This is a genomic window from Pleomorphomonas diazotrophica (assembly GCF_002844595.1).
GTDB lineage: Bacteria > Pseudomonadota > Alphaproteobacteria > Rhizobiales > Pleomorphomonadaceae > Pleomorphomonas > Pleomorphomonas diazotrophica.
Map to the genome: position 1 here is coordinate 67,815 of NZ_PJNW01000016.1, position 20,364 is coordinate 88,178.

The following is a 20,364-nucleotide window of genomic DNA, read 5'->3' on the forward strand; positions in this document are numbered from 1 at the left end:
ACCCCGCCCGGTTCGACCGCGGCGGGGTTTTCACTTCCTTGCGAGGGCCATGTGGCGAGACAGGAAAGCCTGCTGCCCAGCCGGTTCAGAGATATGAACTCTATCGGCAAAAAGCCCAGCGGAACAATAACTCGCGCCTCATGGTCCGGTTCCCGGTCTCCACCGAAATGGCAAGGCTGACCACCAATTCGACGGCTTGCCGGAGTAGGGATTTTCCGCTACGTGAAGATCGACATGCGACTGGGAGGTTGGTCGGCAGTTTACGTAAACGTAATCGCTTTATCCTTCCCCTCATTGGCCTGGTCCACCCGATCACCTCTTGGAGATCCGACCGAATGACCACGAAGAACGCGACCGTCACCATCGATGACAAGACCTATGAGTTCCCGCTCAAGGACGCAAGCATCGGCCCGAGCGTGATGGACATCTCCACCTTCTATGGCAAGACCGGCCACTTCACCTACGATCCGGGCTTCACGTCGACCGGCGCCTGCGAATCCAAGATCACCTATATCGACGGCGACAAGGGCGTGCTGCTCTATCGCGGCTACCCGATCGAGCAGTTGACGCTCGACGGCGACTATCTCGAAACCTGCTACCTGCTGCTTTACGGCGAACTGCCGACCAAGGCGCAGAAGCAGCAGTTCGATCGGCATATCACCCGCCACACCATGATCCACGAGCAGATGACCCGCTTCTTCCAGGGGTATCGCCGCGACGCCCATCCGATGGCGGTCATGGTCGGCACGGTCGGCGCGCTGTCGGCCTTCTACCATGACTCGATCGACATCTCGGACCCGCATCAGCGGATGATCGCCTCGCACCGGATGATCGCCAAGATGCCGACGATCGCCGCCATGGCCTACAAGTATTCGATCGGCCAGCCGTTCATCTTCCCGAAGAACGACCTCGATTACGCGGCGAACTTCCTGCACATGTGCTTCGCCGTGCCGGCCGAGGAGTACAAGGTCAATCCGATCCTTGCCCGCGCCATGGACCGCATCTTCACCCTGCACGCCGATCATGAGCAGAACGCCTCGACCTCGACGGTGCGCCTTGCCGGCTCGTCGGGCGCCAATCCGTTTGCCTGCATTGCCGCCGGCATCGCCTGCCTCTGGGGTCCGGCGCATGGCGGCGCCAACGAGGCGGCGCTCAACATGCTGGCCGAAATCGGCACGGTCGACCGCATCCCCGAGTATATCGCCCGCGCCAAGGACAAGAACGATCCGTTCCGTCTGATGGGCTTCGGTCACCGCGTCTACAAGAACTACGACCCGCGCGCCAAGATCATGCAGCAGACCTGCCACGAGGTGCTGCAGACGCTCGGCATCAAGGACGACCCGCTGCTCGACGTGGCGGTCGAGCTGGAGCGGATCGCGCTCAGCGACGAGTATTTCATCGAGAAGAAGCTCTACCCGAACATCGACTTCTATTCGGGCATCACGCTGAAGGCGATGGGCTTCCCGACGTCGATGTTCACCGTGCTGTTCGCCGTCGCCCGCACCGTCGGCTGGATCGCCCAGTGGAAGGAAATGGTCGAGGATCCGAGCCAGAAGATCGGCCGTCCGCGCCAGCTCTACATCGGCGCGCCGCAGCGCGACTACGTGTCGCTCGACAAGCGCGGCTGAGCCGAGCCCCACCTGACAAGACGAAGCGGACCTCCGGTGGCAACGCCGGGGGTCTTTTCTTGTCGCTTGGCAGAGCGGATCAGCGTCCGGCGAGCCGCAGGACCACGGCGGCGGCGGTATCGGCGGCGGGGCGGCCGTCCGGCAGCGCCATCACGTCCCTGAGGCGGGCGAAGGCGGCGACTTGGGCCGCACGGGCTGGTGTGTCGGAGAGGAGTGGCGCGAGGGCATCGGCCAGCCGTTCCGGCGCGAGATCGGGGTCGAGAAACTCAGGGCTCGCCTTCTCGCCGAGTATGATGTTGGCAAGGCCGAACATGCTGATGTTCACCAGTCCCGGAACGCGGCGGGCGACCTCCGAGATGACCCGGAACAGCGGGTCACGAGCGTAGGCGATCACGCTGGGAACGCCGGCGAGCGCCAGCTCCAGCGTCACCGTTCCCGAGGTGGCGAGCGCCGCGTGTCCCGACCGAAAAGCTGCCCACTTCTCGGCCTCGCCGGTAACGATGACGGGGCGTACAGACCAGCCGGCCGTTTCCCTCTCGATGCGCTCCCTGAGCCGTTCGACGGCCGGAAGCACCGGTCGAACGGCAAGGCCGCGTACCGACAGGACATCCAGCACGCGCCCGTAGAGCGCCAGCATGCGGTCGATCTCACCGGATCGGCTGCCCGGCAGCACCAGCAGCGTCGGCGGGACGCCCCCGCCCAGCGGTGGACGCTCGCCGGGCGCCGGCGTCAACTGCTCGGGTCGATCGATCAGCGGATGACCGACATAGGTTGCGTCAGGGCCCTTCAGACGGGCCAGGACGGCCGGCTCGAATGGCAGCAGCGTCAGCACATGATCGACGTAGGCGGCCATCCTGCGGGCTCTGCTGGGCCGCCAGGCCCAAACGGACGGGCAGACGTAGTCAACGACCGGCAGGTCCGGCAGCGCCGCCCTGACATCACGCGCCACACGGTGGGTGAAGTCGGGGCTGTCTATGATCACCAGCACGTCCGGGCGCCAAGCGATGACAGCGCCGGTGGTCTCGGCGGTGCGGAGCTGGATGAGCGGCAAACGCTTCACCACCGGGCCGAAGCCCATGACGGCGATGTCGTGAAGGGAGAAGAGGCTCGGCATTCCCTCGGCGGCCATGCGATCGCCGCCGACGCCGAAAAACGCGATGGGCCGCGCCGACAGCCTCTTGAGCGCCGCCATCAGCCGCGCGCCGAGCTGGTCGCCGGATTCCTCGCCGACGACAAGGGCGACGCGGAGCGGCGACGGCTCGCTCATGATGCGCCATCCGGGAACGACCGAACCTGCAGGAACAGTCGGGCGGCATCGGCGGCCGCGATGGTGGCGGGACGATCGACGATCATCACCCGCCCGGATTCCACGGCGATGCCGGCCAGACCGGCGGCCACCGCCATCTCGATCGTGCGGGGGCCGATGGTCGGCAGGTCGACGCGCAGGTCCTGCTGCGGCTTGGCCGCCTTCACCAGCACGCCGGAGCGATGCGCCGCCTTGAGGCGCCCGCGCTTTCTGAGATCGGCGACCCGCTGCAAGAGCTCGTCGGTGCCCTCAATGCCCTCGACCGCGACGACGCGGCCAGAGATCGCCACCACGGCCTGGCCGATATCGAGGCGGCCCAGCGTCAGCGACGCCTCGACGCCCTTGACGATATCCGCCTCGGCGTCGTCAGTGGGCTTGATCCGGCCGAGGTTGCCGCTGCCGCCGACCAATCCGGGCGCCACCTCGTGGGCGCCCACCACGCGATAACCGCGATCTTCGAGGAAGCGGACGACGTTCTTCAGCACCGTGTCGTCGCCGCCGACCATCAGAGACAGGATCTTCGGCAGGCTCAGCACAGCGCCCAGATCGACGCGGATCGCCGAGAAGTCCGGACGGTTGACGGCGCCGCAGATCACCACCTCACCGACGCGCTCGCGGGCCAGAAGATCGAACAGCCGGCCGATCTCGCCCCAGCGCAGCCAGTGATGATGAAAGGCTTCGATATCCAGATCGGCTTCGCCGACGATGCCGAACAGCACCACCGGCCGCCCCACCTCTTCGGCCGCCCGCGCCACGATGAGGGGCACGCTGCCGCCACCGGCGATGATGCCAAGGGTCGGACGGTCGGGCGCGGTCATTCGGCCTCGCCGTCCCGGCTGCGTGGCGTGCAGATGGCGCGGTCGCCGCCGGCTCGGATGAACTCGACCATGCGATCGACCAGCGGGCTACCGCCGTAGGTTTCCACGACGCGGTCGATGCGAACCGACAGAGGATCGTCGCCCTCGAAGAGCAGCTTGTAGGCGTTGCGCAGGGCGTGGATGTCGTCCCGCGGATAGTTGGCACGCCGAAGGCCGACCAGGTTCAGGCCGCCGAGACGGGCGCGGTTGCCGGTCACCATGCCGAAGGGGATGACGTCGTTCTCGACGCCGGTCATGCCGCCGACCATCACGCCCTCGCCAACGCGAACCCACTGGTGCACGGCGCTGAGACCCCCGAGAATGGCGTTGTCGCCGATGTGGACATGGCCGCCGAGCGTGGCGCAGTTGACCAGGATGACGTTGTTGCCGACCACGCAGTCATGGGCGACATGGGCATTGGCCATCAGGAGACAGCCGGCGCCGACGCGCGTCAGCATGCCGCCGCCCTCCGTGCCGAGATGCAGCGTCACGCATTCGCGGATCACCGTCCGCTCGCCAACCTCGAGCCGGCTCGGTTCGCCCCGGTACTTGAGGTCCTGCGGCACCATGCCGACAGTGGCGTGCGGAAACACCGTGACGCCGGCGCCCAGCGTCGTGCGGCCATCCACCACGGTGTGGGCATGCAGCACCACGCCATCGCCAAGCCGGACATGCGGACCGACGACGCTGAAGGGGCCGATGCTGACGCCTTCGCCGATCTCGGCAGCCGGATCGACGACGGCGGTGGGATGAATGCTACGCATGCGGATGATTCCTCGGCGGCGAGGCGGCCGGTGGCCGCTCATTTCCCTATAGCTTCCGTTGCCGGCGAAGGGCCGCAATTTATGTTTCAGCGTGTTACGGCAGACCGATGCGGCGACCGACCGTCAGGCGTTCACCAGCATGGCGCTGAGTTCGGCCTCGGCGACCTTGGTGCCACCGACGATGGCCGTAGCCTCATACCACCACATGTTGGCGCGCTTCTTGAGCTTGCGGACGTGGTATTCGACAACGTCGCCGGGGCCGACCGGCTTCCTGAACTTCACCTTGTCGATGGTCATGAAATAGACCAGCTTCGGCGCAGCGCCGTCCGTCGAGTTGACGCAGATGGCGCCGGCCGTCTGGGCCATGCCCTCGATCATCAACACGCCGGGCATCACCGGCGCGTCGGGGAAATGCCCCTGGAACTGCGGCTCGTTGATGGTGACGTTCTTGATGCCGATGGCCGAGTTGTCGCCGTCGATCTCGATGATCCGGTCGATCATCATGAAGGGGAAGCGGTGCGGCAACGCCTTCAGGAGCGCCTGGATATCCATGACCCCCAAGGTGCCCTTGACCGGCGCCCCGGTTTCGGCCGGTGCCGTTGCGGTATCGGTTTCGCTCACGTTTCGTCCCTTCCCGTCGCCTGCGCGGCCCGCTTGAGGGCCATCTGTTCCCTGGTCCACTCGCGGATCGGCTTCGCCGGACTACCGACGTAGCGCGCCCCCGCGGGAATGCTGTCCTTCACCATGGCGCCGCCCGAGATCTGAGCGCCCATGCCGACGCGAATATGTCCGGCAAGACCGGTGTGTCCACCGATGGCCACGAAATCCTCAAGCTGCGTCGAGCCGGAAATGCCAACCTGCGCCACCAGGACGCAGTGGCGGCCGATCTCCACATTGTGGCCGATCTGTACGCCGTTATCGATCTTGGTACCTTCGCCGATGACCGTGTCACGGTTTGAGCCGCGGTCGATCGTGACGTTGGCGCCGATCTCCACGTCGTCCTGAATCACCACCCGGCCGATCTGCGGCACCTTGAGATGGCCGCGCGGCCCCATGGCAAAGCCGAAACCGTCCTGGCCGATGCGGGCGCCCGGATGGATGATGACCCGGTTGCCGATGAGCGCGTACTGCAGCGTAACCCCGGCGCCAATGTAACCGTCGCGGCCGAAGCGCACGCCCCGCCCAACCACGGCATTGGCCGACACCACGGTACCCGCGCCGATCTCCGCCCCCGCGCCGATGACCGCTCCCGGTTCCACAGTCACGCCATCCTCCAGGCGCGCCGTGGGATGCACGCTGGCAGCCGGCGAGACGCCGGGTTCGCCGAACGGGCCTTTCAGGCGGAAGGCATCCGGGAACAGCGCTTGCATGATCAGCGCCATCGCCCGGTAAGGCTGTTGGGTCACCACGACGGCCGCGCCCTCGGGAGCATCGGCAGCATGAGCGGCGGAACAGATGACCACCGATGCCCGCGTTTCCCGAAAGGCTGCGATGTAGTGGGGATTGTCGAGGAAGGAGAGATCGCCCGGCCCAGCCTGATCGAGGGGAGCGACGCGCCCGATGGCAACGTCTTCGTCGCCCCGCACCACTTCGCCGCCGGCGATGCGAGCCACCTCGGCAAGGGCGAGCCGGCCGGCGGGCGCGAAGAATACTGGATCGGTCATGACAACACTCGCCCGCCCTTCCCCGGTCACGAACCGCGCCGGACGCGCGCCTTCCATCTTCGTTTCGGCTGAAGCACCGCAGGCTCTGCGACCGCCCGGGTTCCCCTCGCGGCCGGCTGCGTTCTTCCCGGAACGGAAGGCATTAGCCATTGCTCCGGGCCGGTGTCAACCGATGCAACGCAGCAAGCGACGGCCAAGGCGAGTTGTCCAGCGATCCCGGCCCATCGGAGCCCGAATTGGCCGGCCCATGAGGCCGAATGGCTCTGATGGAGAGGACGCACGAAGCGTCCTCGAAGTGATGCGTCAAAACAGAACCGCCGCGCTTGGGGGCGCGGCGGTCGGATGCATTCCGGAACAACCGATCAGAACTTGGTACCGCCAGAGAAGCGGAAGACCTGGGTCCGGTCGGTGTCTTCTTTCATGACCGGGTAGGCGAAGTCGGCGCGGAGCAGACCGAAAGGCGACTGCCACATCAGGCCGGCACCAACCGAGGCGCGCAGGGCGAGGCTGTTGTCGGTGCCGGCGGTGGGAGCGTCGGTCGACCACAGCGTACCGGCATCCGCGAACAGCGATCCCCAGAAGCCATATTCCTGCGGAATGAACGGAACCGGGAAGATCGTCTCGGCGCTCGCGGCCACATAGTACTTGCCGCCGAAAGCGTAGCCGGTGGCCGGATCACGCGGACCGATGCCATTGGCATCGAAGCCGCGAATGATCGAACCGCCCACCTGGAACTGGTCGATGCTGGCAAGATCGCCGTCCATGCCGAACATGGCACCGCCCTTGGCGCCGACGTGACCGATCAGATCCCAGTCCTCGACGAGTTCCTTGTAGTACTCGGCACGAGCCGTGGTGCGCAGGAAGGTCGCGTCGCCACCGACGCCGGCGAACTCCTGCTTGACCTGCGCATAGACGCCGTTCCGCGGGAAAGCGAAGTCGTCGATCGTGTTGTAGGTCAGGCTGGCGCCGACGATGGAGATGAAGCGGTTCTCCGTCTCCACGAACTGACCATAGGGCGACTGGACATCGGAAATCTTCTGCCGATAGCCCTCGTAGAACAGGCCGAGCGTCGTGTTGTCGTCGAGCGGCACACCGAAGCGGATTTTGCCGCCGGTGGTCTTCTCGTCATAGGGATGAACGCCATCATCGCCATCGGTGTAGTTCCGCTGGTAGATGTCGAAGCCACCCTCAAGACGACGATCGAACAGGTAAGGTTCGGTGAAGGACAGCTCGTAGGACGAGTCGCCCGCCTTGCCGTCGGTGGTGATGCCTCTCGACACCGAAGCGCGCACATACTGGCCACGGCCGAGGAAGTTCTTCTCGGTCAAGGAGAGTTCGGCCAGGATGCCGTTCGACGTGGAGTAGCCGGCGCCAATGCTGACTTCGCCGGTCGGCTTGTCATCGACCTGCACGTTGACGATGACCTTGTCGACCGACGAGCCCTGCTCCGACCAGATGCGAACATTGCGGAAGTAGCCAAGGTTCTTAAGCCGGCGCTCGGCCTTCTCGATCAGCACCTGATTGTAGGCATCGCCCTCGCCGATATCGAACTCGCGGCGGATGACATAGTCACGGGTACGGTCGTTGCCGATGATGTTGATGCGCTCGATATAGGCACGCGTGCCCTCATCGACGAAATAGGTGACGGCGATGGTGCGATTGGCATAGTCACGATCGCCGCGCGGCCGCACCTGCACGAAGGCATAGCCCTTGGCGGCAACGGCCGTGGTGATCGCTTCGAGCGACTTGTCCACGTCGGCGGCCGAATAGGTATCGCCGGGACGGGTCAGCGCCAGCGACTTGAGATCGTCCGGATTGACGTCGGACAGGGTCGTCTCGACCTTGACGTCACCGTACTTGTAGCGCTCGCCCTCATCGACCGTGAAGGTCAGGAAGAAGGAGTTCTGCTGGCGATCGAAATCGGCGGTGGCCGAAACCACGCGGAAGTCGGCGTAGCCGTGATTGTAATAGAAGCGACGCAACGCTTCCTGGTCGGCCGTCAGCTTCTCGGGGCTGTAATTGTCCGACGACTTGAACCAGCCGAACAGACCGGACTCCTTGGTGGAGATGACGTTGGACAGCCGGTAGTTGGAGAACGCCTTGTTGCCGACGAAGGTGATCTGGCTGACCTCGGTGCGCGGCCCCTCATTGATCTGGTAGATGAGGTCGACACGGCCCTTGCCGAGATCGACCTGCTTGGGCTCGACGGTCGCATCGTAGCGACCGCTGCGACGATAGAGCTCAAGAATGCGCTGGGTGTCCGACTCGACCTTGCCCTGCGTCAACACCGAGCGCGGCTGCAGCTCGACGGCGCCTTTCAGCATTTCGTCGGACTGAACGTCGTTGCCCTCGAAGGCGACGCGAGCGATCACCGGATTTTCGACAACCTTCACGGTGACATGCCCGCCGGACTGGCTGATCTGCACGTCCGAGAACATGCCGGTGGCGAACAGGGCCTTGACCGATTCGTCGACCTCGGCTGCACTGAGCGAGCGGCCCGGCGTGCCCTTGATGTAAGCGGCGACTGTCTCGGCCTCGACACGCGTGTTTCCGACCACGGTTACCCGACCGACGGTTGCCGCCTCGGCCGAGAGTACGCCCAATTCAGGGACAAATCCGCCCCACAAAGGTGCCGCGACGAGCAAGGCAGCGGAAGCGGCGACGACTTTCGTCCATTCTCTGAATGAGCGCATTTAATCACGTACCCGAATTTCTGCGGCCAAGGCCGATTGGGAACCCTTGTTACAGATTCCGATCAAGAGGTTTTTACAGTCTTTGCCACGATGCGCAAGCGACCTTGCCATAAGTGGTGCCGTTTTCCATGTCTTGCGTGACCCGAAGGTCACGAGCCGAGCCTAACCCGATGCAATCTTGGCGATATCGTTCAGCACGCCAAAGGCCATCAGGCCCAAAACGATAGCGAAACCGATACCGAAGCCGATCTCCTGAGCCCGTTCGGGCAGCGGCCGCCCGCGCAGCGCTTCAACCGCGTAGAATGCCAGATGTCCACCGTCCAGCATGGGGATTGGAAAGAGGTTAATGAGACCGATAGAAATCGACAGAATGGCCGCAAGGTTAATAAGTGGTATCAGGCCCAGCGCCGCTACCTGACCACTGACCCTGGCGATGCCGATCGGACCGCTGATCTGCGTCGTCGAGGTGCGTCCGGAGAACATGCCGGCCACCGAGGACAGCGTGCTGTCGACGATCGACCAGGTCTCGCCGACCGCCTCGCGCACGGCACCAACCGCCCCGAAGCTGCGCAATTCGACGGTAGGATTGATCTGCCTCAGGCCAAGGACCGGCACGATCTGCTTCTCGCCGAAACCGTCGACGATCTCGCGTGAGCGCGGCGTGGCGTGCAAAGTCAGTCGATTGCCCGACCGATCGACGTCGATGGCCAGCTCGACCCCATTCTGCAGCATGACGACGCGCTGAATGTCGGCAAAACTCTCGATCAGGCGACCGTCAATGGCGAGAATCCGGTCCCCCGGCAAAAATCCCGCTTCCGCAGCCGGACTGTCCGGCTCGATCGCGCCGGCAACCGGAGCGATCATCGGCTTGCCGAAGGCATAGAACAGAACCGTCAGCACGGCGATCGCGAACAGGAAGTTGGCGGCAGGGCCTGCGGCCACCACGGCAGCGCGGGCGCCAAGGCCCTTCGACTGGAAGGCGCCCGGGTCGGAGGACTTCTGGCCGGGCTGGCTGGCCGCGTTGGCGTCATCAATGAAGCGCACATAGCCGCCAAGCGGAATGGCCGACAGTTTCCAGCGTGTCCCCTTGCGGTCGGTCCGTCCCATGAGCTCAGGCCCGAAACCGATGGAAAAGACGCTGACGGCGACACCGGCCCGGCGTGCCACCCAAAAATGTCCGAGTTCGTGGACAAAGACCACGACGGTCAGCACGACAAGAAACGGAACCACCGTTCCCATCAGCGTGCCACCGGTTGCCGCGAGAAAATCCAATGCTTCATCCTCTCGTGATCCTGCCCGCCTCCGTCGCCGGCGGCCTCACGCCCCTGGTTTCCCTCGCCCCATTCGCGACGCCTTCGGCGTCCGAAACCGCAACACGGCGTCGAAAGGTGCTTCGCCCCTTCTCACTATAGGCAGGCCGAAGCGATCTTGCGAGCCCAACCGTCAAGATCGGTCGCCGCAGCCAGCGATTCCGGCTCCGCTAGGCCACCCTCCCGGTCAATTCTGGCAAGGGACGTCTCTACGACGCGGGGAATATCCAGGAAGCCGATTCGGCCGGCAAGGAAGGCCTCGACCGCAATCTCATTGGCGGCATTGAGCACGCAGGGCGCTCCCTCTCCCCGGCGCATAGCGGCTTCCGCAAGCGGCAGGCAGGGAAAACGGTCCCGATCGGGCGCCTCGAAGGTCATCGTTCCCACCGCTGCGAGATCGAGCGGCTTTACCGTGGTCGGCCTGCGCTCGGGCCAGGCAAGACAATAGCCGATCGGAGTGCGCATGTCGGGCACCCCAAGTTCGGCCAGCAGCGAGCCGTCCTTGTAGCGGACGAGGCCGTGCACCACCGATTGCGGGTGAACAAGAACAGACAGCTGGTCCACCGACACCGGGTAGAGCCGGTAGGCCTCGATCAGCTCCAGGCCCTTGTTCATCAGCGTTGCCGAATCGATGGTGATCTTCGGTCCCATGCTCCACTTGGGGTGCTTCAACGCCATCTCCCGCGTGACGGCGGCGAGCTCGGACTTCGGTGTCCTCAGAAAGGGACCGCCGGATGCTGTGATGATCACCTCGGAAACATTGGCGGCGTTGCCAGTCTCAAACACCTGGAAGATGGCGTTGTGCTCACTATCGACCGGCAGGATGCGCGTGCCAGCGCGACGCGCCGTGGCCAGGAAGAGTGGGCCGGCCGAGACCAGCGTCTCCTTGTTGGCAAGCGCGAGGATTCGCGTCGCACCGAGCGCGGCGAGGCTGGGTGCCAGGCCAGCAAAGCCGACGATCGCCGATACCACGATGTCGGTCGGCCGGGCGGCGGCGGCGGAGACCGCCTCTGGACCGGCTGCCGCTTCGATGCCGGTACCGACGAGGCACTCGCGAAGCTCTCCGTAAGCGTCGGGGTCGGCAACCACCGCCGTCCGGGCCGAGAAGCGAATGGCAAGCGCGGCGAGTTCACGCGCGTTGCGACCGGCGGTCAGCGCCTCGATCTCGAATCGCCCGGGTTCCGCCGCAACCAGGTCCAGGACATTGAGGCCGATCGATCCGGTCGCGCCGAGAATGGACAGACGCCGCGGCGTGTTCCCGCCCGATACGCTGGCGCCAGCCCCCGTTCCCGCGCTCACTGCCATGACCATCACCAGACGAGAAGGCCGGCAGCGACGCCGCCGCCCGACAACCAATCTCGCCCAAAGCCGATCGCCATCGCAAGGGCGAGCGCCGCCACGAGGCCATCGACGCGATCCATGATCCCGCCATGGCCGGGGATGAGGACGCCTGAGTCCTTCACGCCAAAATGCCGCTTCATGGCCGATTCGACGAGATCGCCCACCTGTCCCACAATCGACAGCAACAGCGCGATCAGCATCAGCGGAAGGCTCACCTCGATGCCAGCTGCGACCGCCACCAGACAACCAACGATCACACCGGACGCCGCTCCCCCGAGAGCGCCTGACCAGGTTTTCTTCGGCGAGAAGCGTGGCGCCAGCTTCGGTCCGCCGATCAACCGGCCGAAGAAATAGGCGGCCGTATCGGTTGCCCAGACTATGGCGAGGATAAAAATCACCGCGACGGCTCCGGTCGAGGCGAAGGTGAACATGTCCGCGCCGCGCAGTGCCACGGCGGCGATCGCCGGGAGGCCGGCATAGAGGACGCCGGTCGACAGCCAGGCGACACGCGGCTCGGTGACCCGTGCCAGAAGGAGCGCCGCCGCCACAAGCACGGTGAAGCCCAGGGATTGCAGCGGTTCGTCGCGCGCCGTCATCGCGGTGACGGCAACGAAGGCCATCAAGGCCCAAGGCGCGGCTCGGAATGAAAACGGCCCGCTCATCGCCATCCATTCGCGCAGGATCAGCACGGCGGCGACCGCCGCGAGCGCTGCGAAGACCCAACCGCCAGCCCAAAGCGCCGCGACGGTCACCGCTGCCAGAACGACGGCGGACAGCAGGCGCAGAACGAGTTCGGAGCCGGGCTTGCCGGCGCTTGGCGGGGTCATCGAGCCTCGTCCTTCTGCGGCAAGCCGCCGAAACGGCGCTCACGGCCGAGATATTCGGTGATCGCCCGATCGAAGACGGCTCCATCGAAATCCGGCCAGTAATCCGGCACGAAGACGAACTCGGCGTAAGCGGCCTGCCACAGCAGAAAGTTGGAAAGCCGCTGCTCGCCGCTGGTACGGATGATGAGATCGGGATCGGGCATCCCGGCGGTGTCGAGCCTTGCAGCAATGAGGTCGGGGGTAATCCGGTCCGCGCTGAGCCGACCCGCCGCGACCTCGCCGGCAATAGCCCGCGTCGCGCGTGCGATCTCGTCGCGGCTGCCGTAGTTGAAGGCAATGACCAGGTTGAGGCCGGTATTGCCGACCGTCTTCTCTTCGGCCTCGAGCAGCAGCCCTGCTATGTCGCCGGAAAGGTTATCGCGTCCGCCGATGACCCGGACGCGGACGTTCCCGCGCGTCAACTCGGCAAGATCACGACGGATGAACAGCTTCAGGAGCCCCATCAGCTCACTGACCTCATCGGCCGGCCGCGACCAGTTCTCGGACGAGAAGCCAAAGACCGTCAGCCATTCCAGACCGATGGTCTGGGCATGCCTGACGACGTCGCGGATCGACTGCACGCCGCGCCTGTGGCCTTCGGCCCTCGGCAGACCGCGCGAGCGTGCCCACCGGCCGTTGCCGTCCATGATGATGGCAACATGGCGCGGCAGACCCGCCTTGGGGGCGTTTTCCGCCGGCACCGCTCCGAGCCGCATCATGTCCGACCTGCCCCTCCCCTAACGTCCCGATGATCCGCGATCGCCCTTTCAGGTCAGACCTGCATGATCTCCTGCTCCTTGGCCGCCAGCATCCGGTCCGCCTCGGCGATCGCCTCATCGGTGATCTTCTGCACGCGGTCGGAATAGACGCGGAGCGAATCCTCGGAGATCAGGCCTTCCTTTTCGAGATCCTTCAGCTCGTCGAGACCATCACGGCGCACGTGGCGGATGGCCACCTTGGTCGCCTCCACATACTTGTGGGCGATCTTCACCAGTTCCTTGCGGCGCTCGGTGTTGAGCTCGGGGATCGGCAGGCGCAGAAGCGTCCCCTCGATGATCGGATTGAGGCCGAGGTTCGATTCGCGGATCGCCTTGTCGACCGCGTGGACCATGCCCTTGTCCCAGACCTGAACGGACAGCATGCGCGGCTCGGGCACGGACACCGTCGCCACTTGGTTGAGCGGCATGGTGCTACCATAGGCCGCAACGACGATGGGATCGAGAAGGCTCGCGCTGGCGCGGCCGGTGCGGAGGCCGGCGAGATCGTTCTTGAACACGCTGAGCGCGCCCTGCATGCGGCGCTTCAGGTCGTTGATGTCATAGTCTTCATCGGCCATCTTGCGAACCTTCCAGAACTGACCGGCGCCGTGCCGCTCCTTCGCCACTTGCGGGCGGCGGGCGGCCGGCGCTCGCTGTTGTTACCCGTCGATGACGGTGCAGAGACCCTTGCCCTTCAGAACATTGACGAAAGCGCCATGCTCATGAACCGAGAACACCACTACCGGAATCTTGTTGTCGCGGGCAAGCGCAATTGCCGCCGCGTCCATGACCTGCAGGTTCCTTGACAGCACCTCCTGGTGCGTCAGCCGCTCATAGCGGCGCGCAGTGGGATCCTTCTTGGGATCGGCGGTATAGACGCCATCAACCTGCGTGCCCTTGAGCAAGGCGTCGCAGTCCATTTCGGCGGCGCGCAGCGCGGCACCCGAGTCGGTGGTGAAGAAGGGATTGCCGGTGCCGGCGGCGAAGACGATCACCTTGTTGGCTGCGAAGTGACGAAGCGCCTCGCGCTGGGTGAAGGTCTCGCACAGGGCGGGAATTGCGATGGCCGACAGCACGACGGCCGGCGCCCCCAGCCGCTCGATCGCCGAGCGCATGGCGAGCGCATTCATCACCGTGCCGAGCATGCCGAGATAGTCGCCGGTCGTCCGGTCGCCGCCGTCGGCCGCCACCGACACGCCGCGGAAGATGTTGCCGCCACCGACCACCACGCCGACCTGAATGCCCAGCCGATGCGCCTCGACGATCTCGCCAGCCAGGCGGTCGACCACCTTGGGGTCGATGCCGAAGCCACGATCGCCCATCAGGGCCTCACCCGACAGCTTGAGCAGGACACGGCGATACTTGAGCTCGGTCATGGGCAAAACTCCAATTTTCGAGAGAAAGCGATTCCGGAAAGGCAATCCGTTCCAACTAACCCGCATCCGAGCCGTTGGAAACCCCCATGAGGCGCATAATCACCGCAGCGGCCATGCGGGTGGGCAGACATGACAAGGGCGCCGAACCAGTCGACGCCCTCATCGCAATCAGACGGGAAAGACGCTCAGCCCTGACCGGCGGCAGCAGCCACTTCGGCGGCGAAATCGCTCTCGCCCTTGTCGATGCCTTCGCCGAGAGCAAAGCGCACGAAGCCGGTGACCTTGATCGGCGCGCCGACGGTCGCCTCGGCGGCCTTCACGGCAGCTTCGACGGTGAGGTCGGGGTTGATCACGAAGGCCTGCTTCAGGAGCGTCGACTCCTCGTAGAACTTGCGGATGCGACCCTCGACCATCTTCTCGATGACGGCGGCCGGCTTGCCGGATTCCTTGGCCTGCTCGATGAAGATGGCGCGCTCGCGCTCGACGACATCGGCGGAGATCTCCTCGGCGGACAGCGCCAGCGGCGAGGTGGCGGCGACATGCATGGCGATCTGGCGGCCGAGCTTGATCAGCTCGTCGACGTTGCCGGTCGACTCGAGAGCGACGAGCACGCCGATCTTGCCGAGGCCGTCGGCAATGGCGGAATGGATGTAGCTCGCGACAGCACCGGCCGACACCTTGAGGGCGGCGGCCCGACGGAAGCCCATGTTCTCGCCGATGGTGGCGATCAGCTCCTTGACCTCGGCCTCGACCGAATGCGCCTTGCCCGGATAGGTCGCGGCGGCAATGGCGGCGGCATCGCCGGCCTTATCCACGGCCACGGCGGCCACGGCGCGCACCAGCGCCTGGAAGGCGTCGTTGCGGGCGACGAAGTCGGTTTCCGAGTTCACTTCGACGACGGCGGCCGTCTTGTCGCCGGTGGCAACGCCAACCAGGCCTTCGGCGGCAACGCGGCCGGCCTTCTTGGCGGCCTTGGAAAGGCCCTTGGCGCGCAGCCAGTCGATGGCGGCTTCGATGTCGCCGTTGTTCTCGGCCAGAGCGTGCTTACAGTCCATCATGCCGGCGCCGGTCTTCTCGCGGAGATCCTTCACCTGTGCGGCGGAAATGTTCATGTGACCCTCGTCTTTTGTCGTGAAACCTCGAACGCCCGCAGCCGGCTTGATAGCGGCCCGTCCTGACGGGTCGATGAATGTCGGAGCGCCTAATCGGCCACCCCGATGCCAGCTGGCATTTTCGGCTCAAATGCCCACCGACCGGTGGGCTTGCTAACAGGTCGGGCGGACCCTCAGAGGACCCGCCCGAAAAGCATTGGCAAGATCACGCCGAAGCGTGGATCAGGCGTTGGCCTCGGCGGCGGCCGCATCGTCGGCGAGCGCCGGCTCTTCGATCGGCTGCTCGGCTTCACCGAGGTCGACGCCCATGGCGCCAGCCGAACGGGACAGGCCGTCGATGGCAGCACGGGAGATCAGGTCGCAGTAGAGCGAGATGGCGCGGCCGGCGTCGTCATTGCCCGGCACCGGGAAGGTGATGCCGTCCGGATCGCTGTTGGAGTCCAGGATAGCGGCGACCGGAATGCCGAGGCGACGAGCCTCGTCAATCGCGTTCTTTTCCTTGTTGGTGTCGATGACGACGATCAGGTCGGGCGTACCGCCCATGTCCTTGATGCCGCCGAGCGCGCGCTCCAGCTTGTCGCGCTCGCGGGTCATCACCAGACGTTCCTTCTTGGTGAGACGGGCCGACTGCTCGGAGTTGAGCGTCTCGTCGAGCTTGCGCAGGCGCTGGATCGAGCCGGAAATGGTCTTCCAGTTGGTCAGCATGCCGCCGAGCCAGCGGCTGTTGACATAATACTGGGCCGAACGATGCGCCGCCTCGGCGATCTCTTCCTGGGCCTGACGCTTGGTGCCGACCAGCAACACGCGGCCGCCGCGAGCGACGGTGTCGGACACCGCCTTCAGCGCCTGGTGCAGCAGGGGAACGGTCTGCGCAAGATCGAGGATGTGAACATTGGCGCGCGAGCCGAAGATGTAGGACTTCATCTTCGGGTTCCAGCGGTGGGTCTGGTGACCGAAGTGGACACCAGCCTCAAGGAGCTGGCGCATGGTGAACTCGGGAAGAGCCATAGAAGTAGTACCTTTTTCCGGTTTAGCCTCCGCGGGAGGAATCAGCCAAGGCAATCTTGCCAGGACCGACCGGAGGGAACGCCAAAGCGCACCCGCGGCTCCCGCGTGTGGAATGGCGCGGGATATAGGGGAAACGGCGATGTATGGCAAGTACCAACGATGACTGTGCCGCGCGGAAACGCGCCCTTGACGTCCAGCCCGCTCCCACAAAAAACGCGCCAGCCATGACGGAAAGACTGCGGTGGCCCGTTTATCCTCAACCAGGCCCGATCTCTTGTGACGCCTTCATCACACTGCCGGTCTCCATCGCCGGGCCGGCGCGACGCCCTTCGGCCTTCCAAGCTCAGGAGGCCTCCACCTCAGCCTGACCGCCCGCCAGGAGCGCCTTAGCCTGACCGACCCAATCCTCGCGCTCGATGCGGCCCGGGAAGGCCAGATAGGCGCCAACCCAGCGCGTCTCGATTGGCGTCCAGGCCGCAATCTGATCAAGGTGATAGATGCCGAGGGCGTTGAGCCGGGCCGCATTCTGCGGACCGATACCCTTGATGCGCCGGAGGTCGTCGGCGCCGCTCGCCCGCGGCGCCGGCAAAGCCGGCGGCCGCTCTCCGACCCGGTCCGCGGCGGCGATGCGGTCAAGCCCCGCCGACACCTCGGCTGCCGGGCTGGTCAACCCTTCCGCAGCCACCAGCTCCACGATCGGCGGCGGCGCAACCTCGGCGGACATGCTCGCCGTCGGCTCCAGCACCGATGGAGACAGATCGGGCCTCACCTCAGCCTCGCCAGCTGCCGCGCTGGCTTCCGCAGCCTCGGCGGCGGCCATCGCCTCCGTCAGGCGTTCGCTCCCAACGGTGCGGCGGCCGAACCATTGCTTGACGAGAATGCCGACCAACACGCCGGCACCGACAGCAAGTGCTGTCAGGATGAAGGCTTCGATGATCAGGATGGTCATGATGAACCCCGAGGAAGAGAGGCAAACGATCGACCGATCAGGCCTCGATACGGTCAGAGCCGAACCAACCGATGACCAGACCGGCGGCAAAGGCAATCAGCAGATAGGGCCAGAGCATGATTGCGAGATAGAGCATCACCGCCTCCGATCAGGGCACAGCCAGAGTGATGGAGAACACGTCAGCGTCTCCGTGGAGACCCTTCGTTGCTAACCGGGCCGGGTCGACCCCGGCTTCCGCCAAGGCACCAGCCACGGTGCGGGCGCGCGCTTCGCCGAGCGCCTGGGATTGCGCAGCGTCAACGCCCGGCACCGTTGCCGCCAACACAAGCTGAGCAGCGGGGCAGCGGAGCGCCAGCGCACTGAGCCGATCGATCACACCCCGACTGTCGGGAGCGACGGCCGCCGCCCCCTCGTCGAAGCGGATGGGATTGCGGGCGAGAACGGTGGCAATGGCTTCGCCGCAGGCAGCCGCCTCAAGGGGAGGTTCGGTTGGCATGGCACCAACGGCAATTTGAAGCGTGTAGCCGGGCGGAACCGTCGCCGAGAGTTCGGATGGCAGGCGCGCAGCACCAGCGGCGGTGAAAGCGCTTCCCGTCACTCTGACCGCTCCCTCCTCGACGCTGACGCTGCCCTTGGCGAGAAGCGACGCCGCCCGAACGGCAAACAACGCAACCTCGCGGGCGTCCCCCGGTACGCTGGCTGCCACCTCGGAGGAATCGAGAATGTCAGCCTTGCCAAAGGCCCTTTCCGCAGCGGCCCGGAGCGCCTTGCGCATGGCCTCGTCGGCAAGATCACCGTCTAGGGTCACCGTGTCGAGACCACGCTCGATAAAGAAGTGGTATGCGACCGGCGCCGAAACTTCGACGCTTCCCTTGATAATAGCGTCCGGCAGGTCGTCGAGCTCCCTGTCGATCGCCGCACGCCCTTCGCCTGTCACGGCCTTGCCAGTCACGGACAGGGCGTTGCCGACGAGCCGCACCTCGCCAAGTTCGAGATGAGCCAGAATGGCAGCCGCCTTGCGGGCGACTGCGACCAGATCGACGGCCGGGTCGAGACCGGCGCCGAGTCCCGACCGATCAACGAGACCAAGATCGTTCGACGTGCCGTCAATGACGGCGCGGATGGCGGCGCGAACAGCTTCCGACGGAGCCGAGCCATTGATGGTCAGCTGTTCGGCATCCTTGGTCATGGACCAGACGTATGGCGATACGACCGGTGGCGTGACGCCGTTGCCGACCTGATAGCCGGCAGGCGGGTTGGCGATGGCCGCCTCCAGTTCGAGAAGGTCACCCGACGTCGACGCGGCGCCCGACAAAGTCAAATGCGTGCCCGACAGAAGAGCTGTGCCCTCATCAAGCTTGGCGAGAAGCTCCACGGCAAAGACCGCGGCAGCACCGAAATCCTCCGGCGCCCCATCGGCAAGCGTGGTTTCGATCACCGGCTCGCCATCGCCGGCGATGGCACGCGCCGCCGCGGCAACGTCATTCCGCACCTCTTCGGTCGGCAAGAAGCCCGTGACGGTGACACGGCCCCGGCTCTTCGAGACGGTCAGCGTGAATGGTTCGACGATCGGCAGGGCGATGGATTTCTGAAGAGTGAAGCCGGACGGGTTCCAGGTCTCCAGATACGCGTTGAGCGTGCGATAAGCCTCTGGGCTTCCCGCACGGCCGGACACCACCAGTCGCCGGTCATTCAGCGAGATATGCGCCGAGGCCAGGAGATCGACATAGTCTGCGGCCGCCTCGGCAACCTCGGCAAAGCCATCCGGCGCGCCCGATGCATAATCGAGATTGTCGAACACGTTGCGCGGGCCAACGGCCTGTCTCACCACGGCGAGCAGGCTGTCGCGCGTTGCCGGATCCGGGACGAAACCTGATATCGTGATGCCGTTGTCGTCCCTATCGATGGACCAAACGAAGGGCGAAGCCAGCGGACGCGACACGTTTACGGGCTCCATGCCGTAGCCTTCCGGCAGCATCGGCGAAAAGGCCTTCAGCCGATCGTAGGCGGCATTGCTGGCGGCCTCGCCCTCGATGATCACGGTTCGATCGGTCAACGTCACCTGACCGTGCGCAAGCAAGGCCGGCACGCTATAAAGCGTCCGCAGAGCATCGAAATACCGGTCGTCGGCTTTGCCGCGTGCCAAAAGGCTATGATCGACGACGCCGAGATCCGGCGCACTGGCCGCCAACGCGCCGAGAATGCGCGCCCTGTCCGGCAGCGAGGGTACTGCTCCAGTCAGAGCGATGGTATCGCCGCTGCGCTCAAATCTCGTGACGTAGGGATGAACCTCCGGCAACAATCCGGCCTCCGAGGCGTCGACCGCGCGAACGCCATAAAGCCGACTCAACCGCTCCACCGCCAGTTGGCGCTGCTCTTCCGACGGCGCGTCGCCCCGCAAAACGACATCGCGTCCGTGAATATCGACGGAGGCCCAGCTGGTCGCCTCGCCGGCCAACACCTGTCCGGCGCGCGTTCCGAGGTCGACAGCGATGTCCGTCGATCTGGTGATGAGAGCCGCCGCCGTGACGGCAACTGCCGCCGTCACGCCCAGTATCGCCGAGATCTGCCAGCGAACCATCTCCCGCCTCCGACCGCCCGGACGTTCACCCATCCGCTCACGGAACCGAGAATACGAAACGGCATTTGCGGAAAGCAATTACCGGCGGAACACACTCGTCAAACAAATGACAAGCAAGGCAAAAATGTCGTCGTGCCCGGATGCTGGCATC

General features: G+C 65.2%; 16 protein-coding genes and 1 pseudogene. 1 reads left to right on the forward strand and 16 read right to left on the reverse strand.

The window, feature by feature from the left end:
* Window positions 1-335: 335 nt before the first annotated feature.
* Window positions 336-1,628, forward strand: a complete 1,293-nt coding sequence (gene gltA / locus CXZ10_RS18020) for a citrate synthase (RefSeq protein ID WP_101290755.1) — start codon at window positions 336-338, stop codon at window positions 1,626-1,628.
* 79 nt (window positions 1,629-1,707) lie between these two features.
* On the opposite strand, the gene lpxB is transcribed toward gltA, so the two are convergent.
* From lpxB to CXZ10_RS18100, 16 genes and pseudogenes are all read right to left on the reverse strand, one after another.
* Complete coding sequence (gene lpxB, locus CXZ10_RS18025; protein ID WP_101290756.1) at window positions 1,708-2,895, reverse strand: lipid-A-disaccharide synthase; 1,188 nt, start codon at window positions 2,893-2,895, stop codon at window positions 1,708-1,710.
* The gene (locus CXZ10_RS18030; protein WP_101290757.1) at window positions 2,892-3,752 is read right to left on the reverse strand and encodes an LpxI family protein; all 861 of its coding nucleotides are present in this window, start codon (window positions 3,750-3,752) and stop codon (window positions 2,892-2,894) included. The genes lpxB and CXZ10_RS18030 overlap by 4 nt, the downstream gene beginning before the upstream one ends.
* Window positions 3,749-4,555 (reverse strand): acyl-ACP--UDP-N-acetylglucosamine O-acyltransferase, encoded by an 807-nt coding sequence (gene lpxA, locus CXZ10_RS18035; protein ID WP_101290758.1) that lies wholly within the window; start codon window positions 4,553-4,555, stop codon window positions 3,749-3,751. The genes CXZ10_RS18030 and lpxA overlap by 4 nt, the downstream gene beginning before the upstream one ends.
* Window positions 4,556-4,678: 123 nt before the next feature.
* Entirely contained in the window at window positions 4,679-5,107 is a 429-nt protein-coding gene (gene fabZ, locus CXZ10_RS18040) for a 3-hydroxyacyl-ACP dehydratase FabZ (protein ID WP_101290959.1), read from the reverse strand.
* A 65-nt stretch (window positions 5,108-5,172) separates the two neighbouring features.
* Window positions 5,173-6,219, reverse strand: coding sequence for a UDP-3-O-(3-hydroxymyristoyl)glucosamine N-acyltransferase (gene lpxD, locus CXZ10_RS18045; RefSeq protein WP_101290960.1), 1,047 nt, complete (start codon window positions 6,217-6,219; stop codon window positions 5,173-5,175).
* A gap of 362 nt (window positions 6,220-6,581) precedes the next feature.
* Window positions 6,582-8,822 (reverse strand): outer membrane protein assembly factor BamA, encoded by a 2,241-nt coding sequence (bamA, locus tag CXZ10_RS18050; protein ID WP_210199963.1) that lies wholly within the window; start codon window positions 8,820-8,822, stop codon window positions 6,582-6,584.
* 252 nt (window positions 8,823-9,074) lie between these two features.
* Window positions 9,075-10,184, reverse strand: a complete 1,110-nt coding sequence (gene rseP, locus CXZ10_RS18055) for an RIP metalloprotease RseP (protein WP_101290760.1) — start codon at window positions 10,182-10,184, stop codon at window positions 9,075-9,077.
* Window positions 10,185-10,318: 134 nt separating this feature from the next.
* Window positions 10,319-11,527: a 1-deoxy-D-xylulose-5-phosphate reductoisomerase gene (gene dxr / locus CXZ10_RS18060; RefSeq protein ID WP_101290961.1), complete on the reverse strand. Its 1,209-nt coding sequence runs from the start codon at window positions 11,525-11,527 to the stop codon at window positions 10,319-10,321.
* Between the two features lie 5 nt (window positions 11,528-11,532).
* Entirely contained in the window at window positions 11,533-12,390 is an 858-nt protein-coding gene (locus CXZ10_RS18065; protein ID WP_101290761.1) for a phosphatidate cytidylyltransferase, read from the reverse strand.
* Entirely contained in the window at window positions 12,387-13,145 is a 759-nt protein-coding gene (locus CXZ10_RS18070; protein WP_101290962.1) for an isoprenyl transferase, read from the reverse strand. Before CXZ10_RS18070 ends, CXZ10_RS18065 begins: the two co-directional genes overlap by 4 nt.
* A gap of 56 nt (window positions 13,146-13,201) precedes the next feature.
* On the reverse strand, window positions 13,202-13,765 hold the full coding sequence (gene frr / locus CXZ10_RS18075) for a ribosome recycling factor (RefSeq protein WP_101290963.1): 564 nt from the start codon (window positions 13,763-13,765) through the stop codon (window positions 13,202-13,204).
* 81 nt (window positions 13,766-13,846) lie between these two features.
* Window positions 13,847-14,563 carry a UMP kinase gene (gene pyrH / locus CXZ10_RS18080; protein WP_101290762.1) on the reverse strand — a complete coding sequence of 239 codons (717 nt, stop codon included), beginning with the start codon at window positions 14,561-14,563 and terminating at the stop codon, window positions 13,847-13,849.
* Window positions 14,564-14,748: 185 nt separating this feature from the next.
* A complete protein-coding gene (gene tsf, locus CXZ10_RS18085; protein ID WP_101290763.1) occupies window positions 14,749-15,675 on the reverse strand; it encodes a translation elongation factor Ts in 927 nt (308 codons plus the stop codon).
* A 240-nt stretch (window positions 15,676-15,915) separates the two neighbouring features.
* Window positions 15,916-16,683, reverse strand: a pseudogene (gene rpsB, locus CXZ10_RS18090) (30S ribosomal protein S2); the annotation flags it as partial.
* A gap of 343 nt (window positions 16,684-17,026) precedes the next feature.
* Window positions 17,027-17,632 carry an NADH-quinone oxidoreductase subunit E gene (locus tag CXZ10_RS21620; protein WP_180336067.1) on the reverse strand — a complete coding sequence of 202 codons (606 nt, stop codon included), beginning with the start codon at window positions 17,630-17,632 and terminating at the stop codon, window positions 17,027-17,029.
* Window positions 17,633-17,780: 148 nt separating this feature from the next.
* The gene (locus tag CXZ10_RS18100) at window positions 17,781-20,213 is read right to left on the reverse strand and encodes a BON domain-containing protein (protein ID WP_180336068.1); all 2,433 of its coding nucleotides are present in this window, start codon (window positions 20,211-20,213) and stop codon (window positions 17,781-17,783) included.
* Window positions 20,214-20,364: the final 151 nt, after the last annotated feature.

Coding starts and splice junctions, on each gene's coding strand:
- gltA (WP_101290755.1), top strand. CDS start 336: ATGACCACGAAGAACGCGACCGTCACCATCGATGACAAGACCTATGAG.
- lpxB (WP_101290756.1), bottom strand. CDS start 2,895: ATGAGCGAGCCGTCGCCGCTCCGCGTCGCCCTTGTCGTCGGCGAGGAA.
- CXZ10_RS18030 (WP_101290757.1), bottom strand. CDS start 3,752: ATGACCGCGCCCGACCGTCCGACCCTTGGCATCATCGCCGGTGGCGGC.
- lpxA (WP_101290758.1), bottom strand. CDS start 4,555: ATGCGTAGCATTCATCCCACCGCCGTCGTCGATCCGGCTGCCGAGATC.
- fabZ (WP_101290959.1), bottom strand. CDS start 5,107: ATGGATATCCAGGCGCTCCTGAAGGCGTTGCCGCACCGCTTCCCCTTC.
- lpxD (WP_101290960.1), bottom strand. CDS start 6,219: ATGACCGATCCAGTATTCTTCGCGCCCGCCGGCCGGCTCGCCCTTGCC.
- dxr (WP_101290961.1), bottom strand. CDS start 11,527: ATGGCAGTGAGCGCGGGAACGGGGGCTGGCGCCAGCGTATCGGGCGGG.
- CXZ10_RS18065 (WP_101290761.1), bottom strand. CDS start 12,390: ATGACCCCGCCAAGCGCCGGCAAGCCCGGCTCCGAACTCGTTCTGCGC.
- CXZ10_RS18070 (WP_101290962.1), bottom strand. CDS start 13,145: ATGCGGCTCGGAGCGGTGCCGGCGGAAAACGCCCCCAAGGCGGGTCTG.
- frr (WP_101290963.1), bottom strand. CDS start 13,765: ATGGCCGATGAAGACTATGACATCAACGACCTGAAGCGCCGCATGCAG.
- pyrH (WP_101290762.1), bottom strand. CDS start 14,563: ATGACCGAGCTCAAGTATCGCCGTGTCCTGCTCAAGCTGTCGGGTGAG.
- tsf (WP_101290763.1), bottom strand. CDS start 15,675: ATGAACATTTCCGCCGCACAGGTGAAGGATCTCCGCGAGAAGACCGGC.
- CXZ10_RS21620 (WP_180336067.1), bottom strand. CDS start 17,632: ATGACCATCCTGATCATCGAAGCCTTCATCCTGACAGCACTTGCTGTC.
- CXZ10_RS18100 (WP_180336068.1), bottom strand. CDS start 20,213: ATGGTTCGCTGGCAGATCTCGGCGATACTGGGCGTGACGGCGGCAGTT.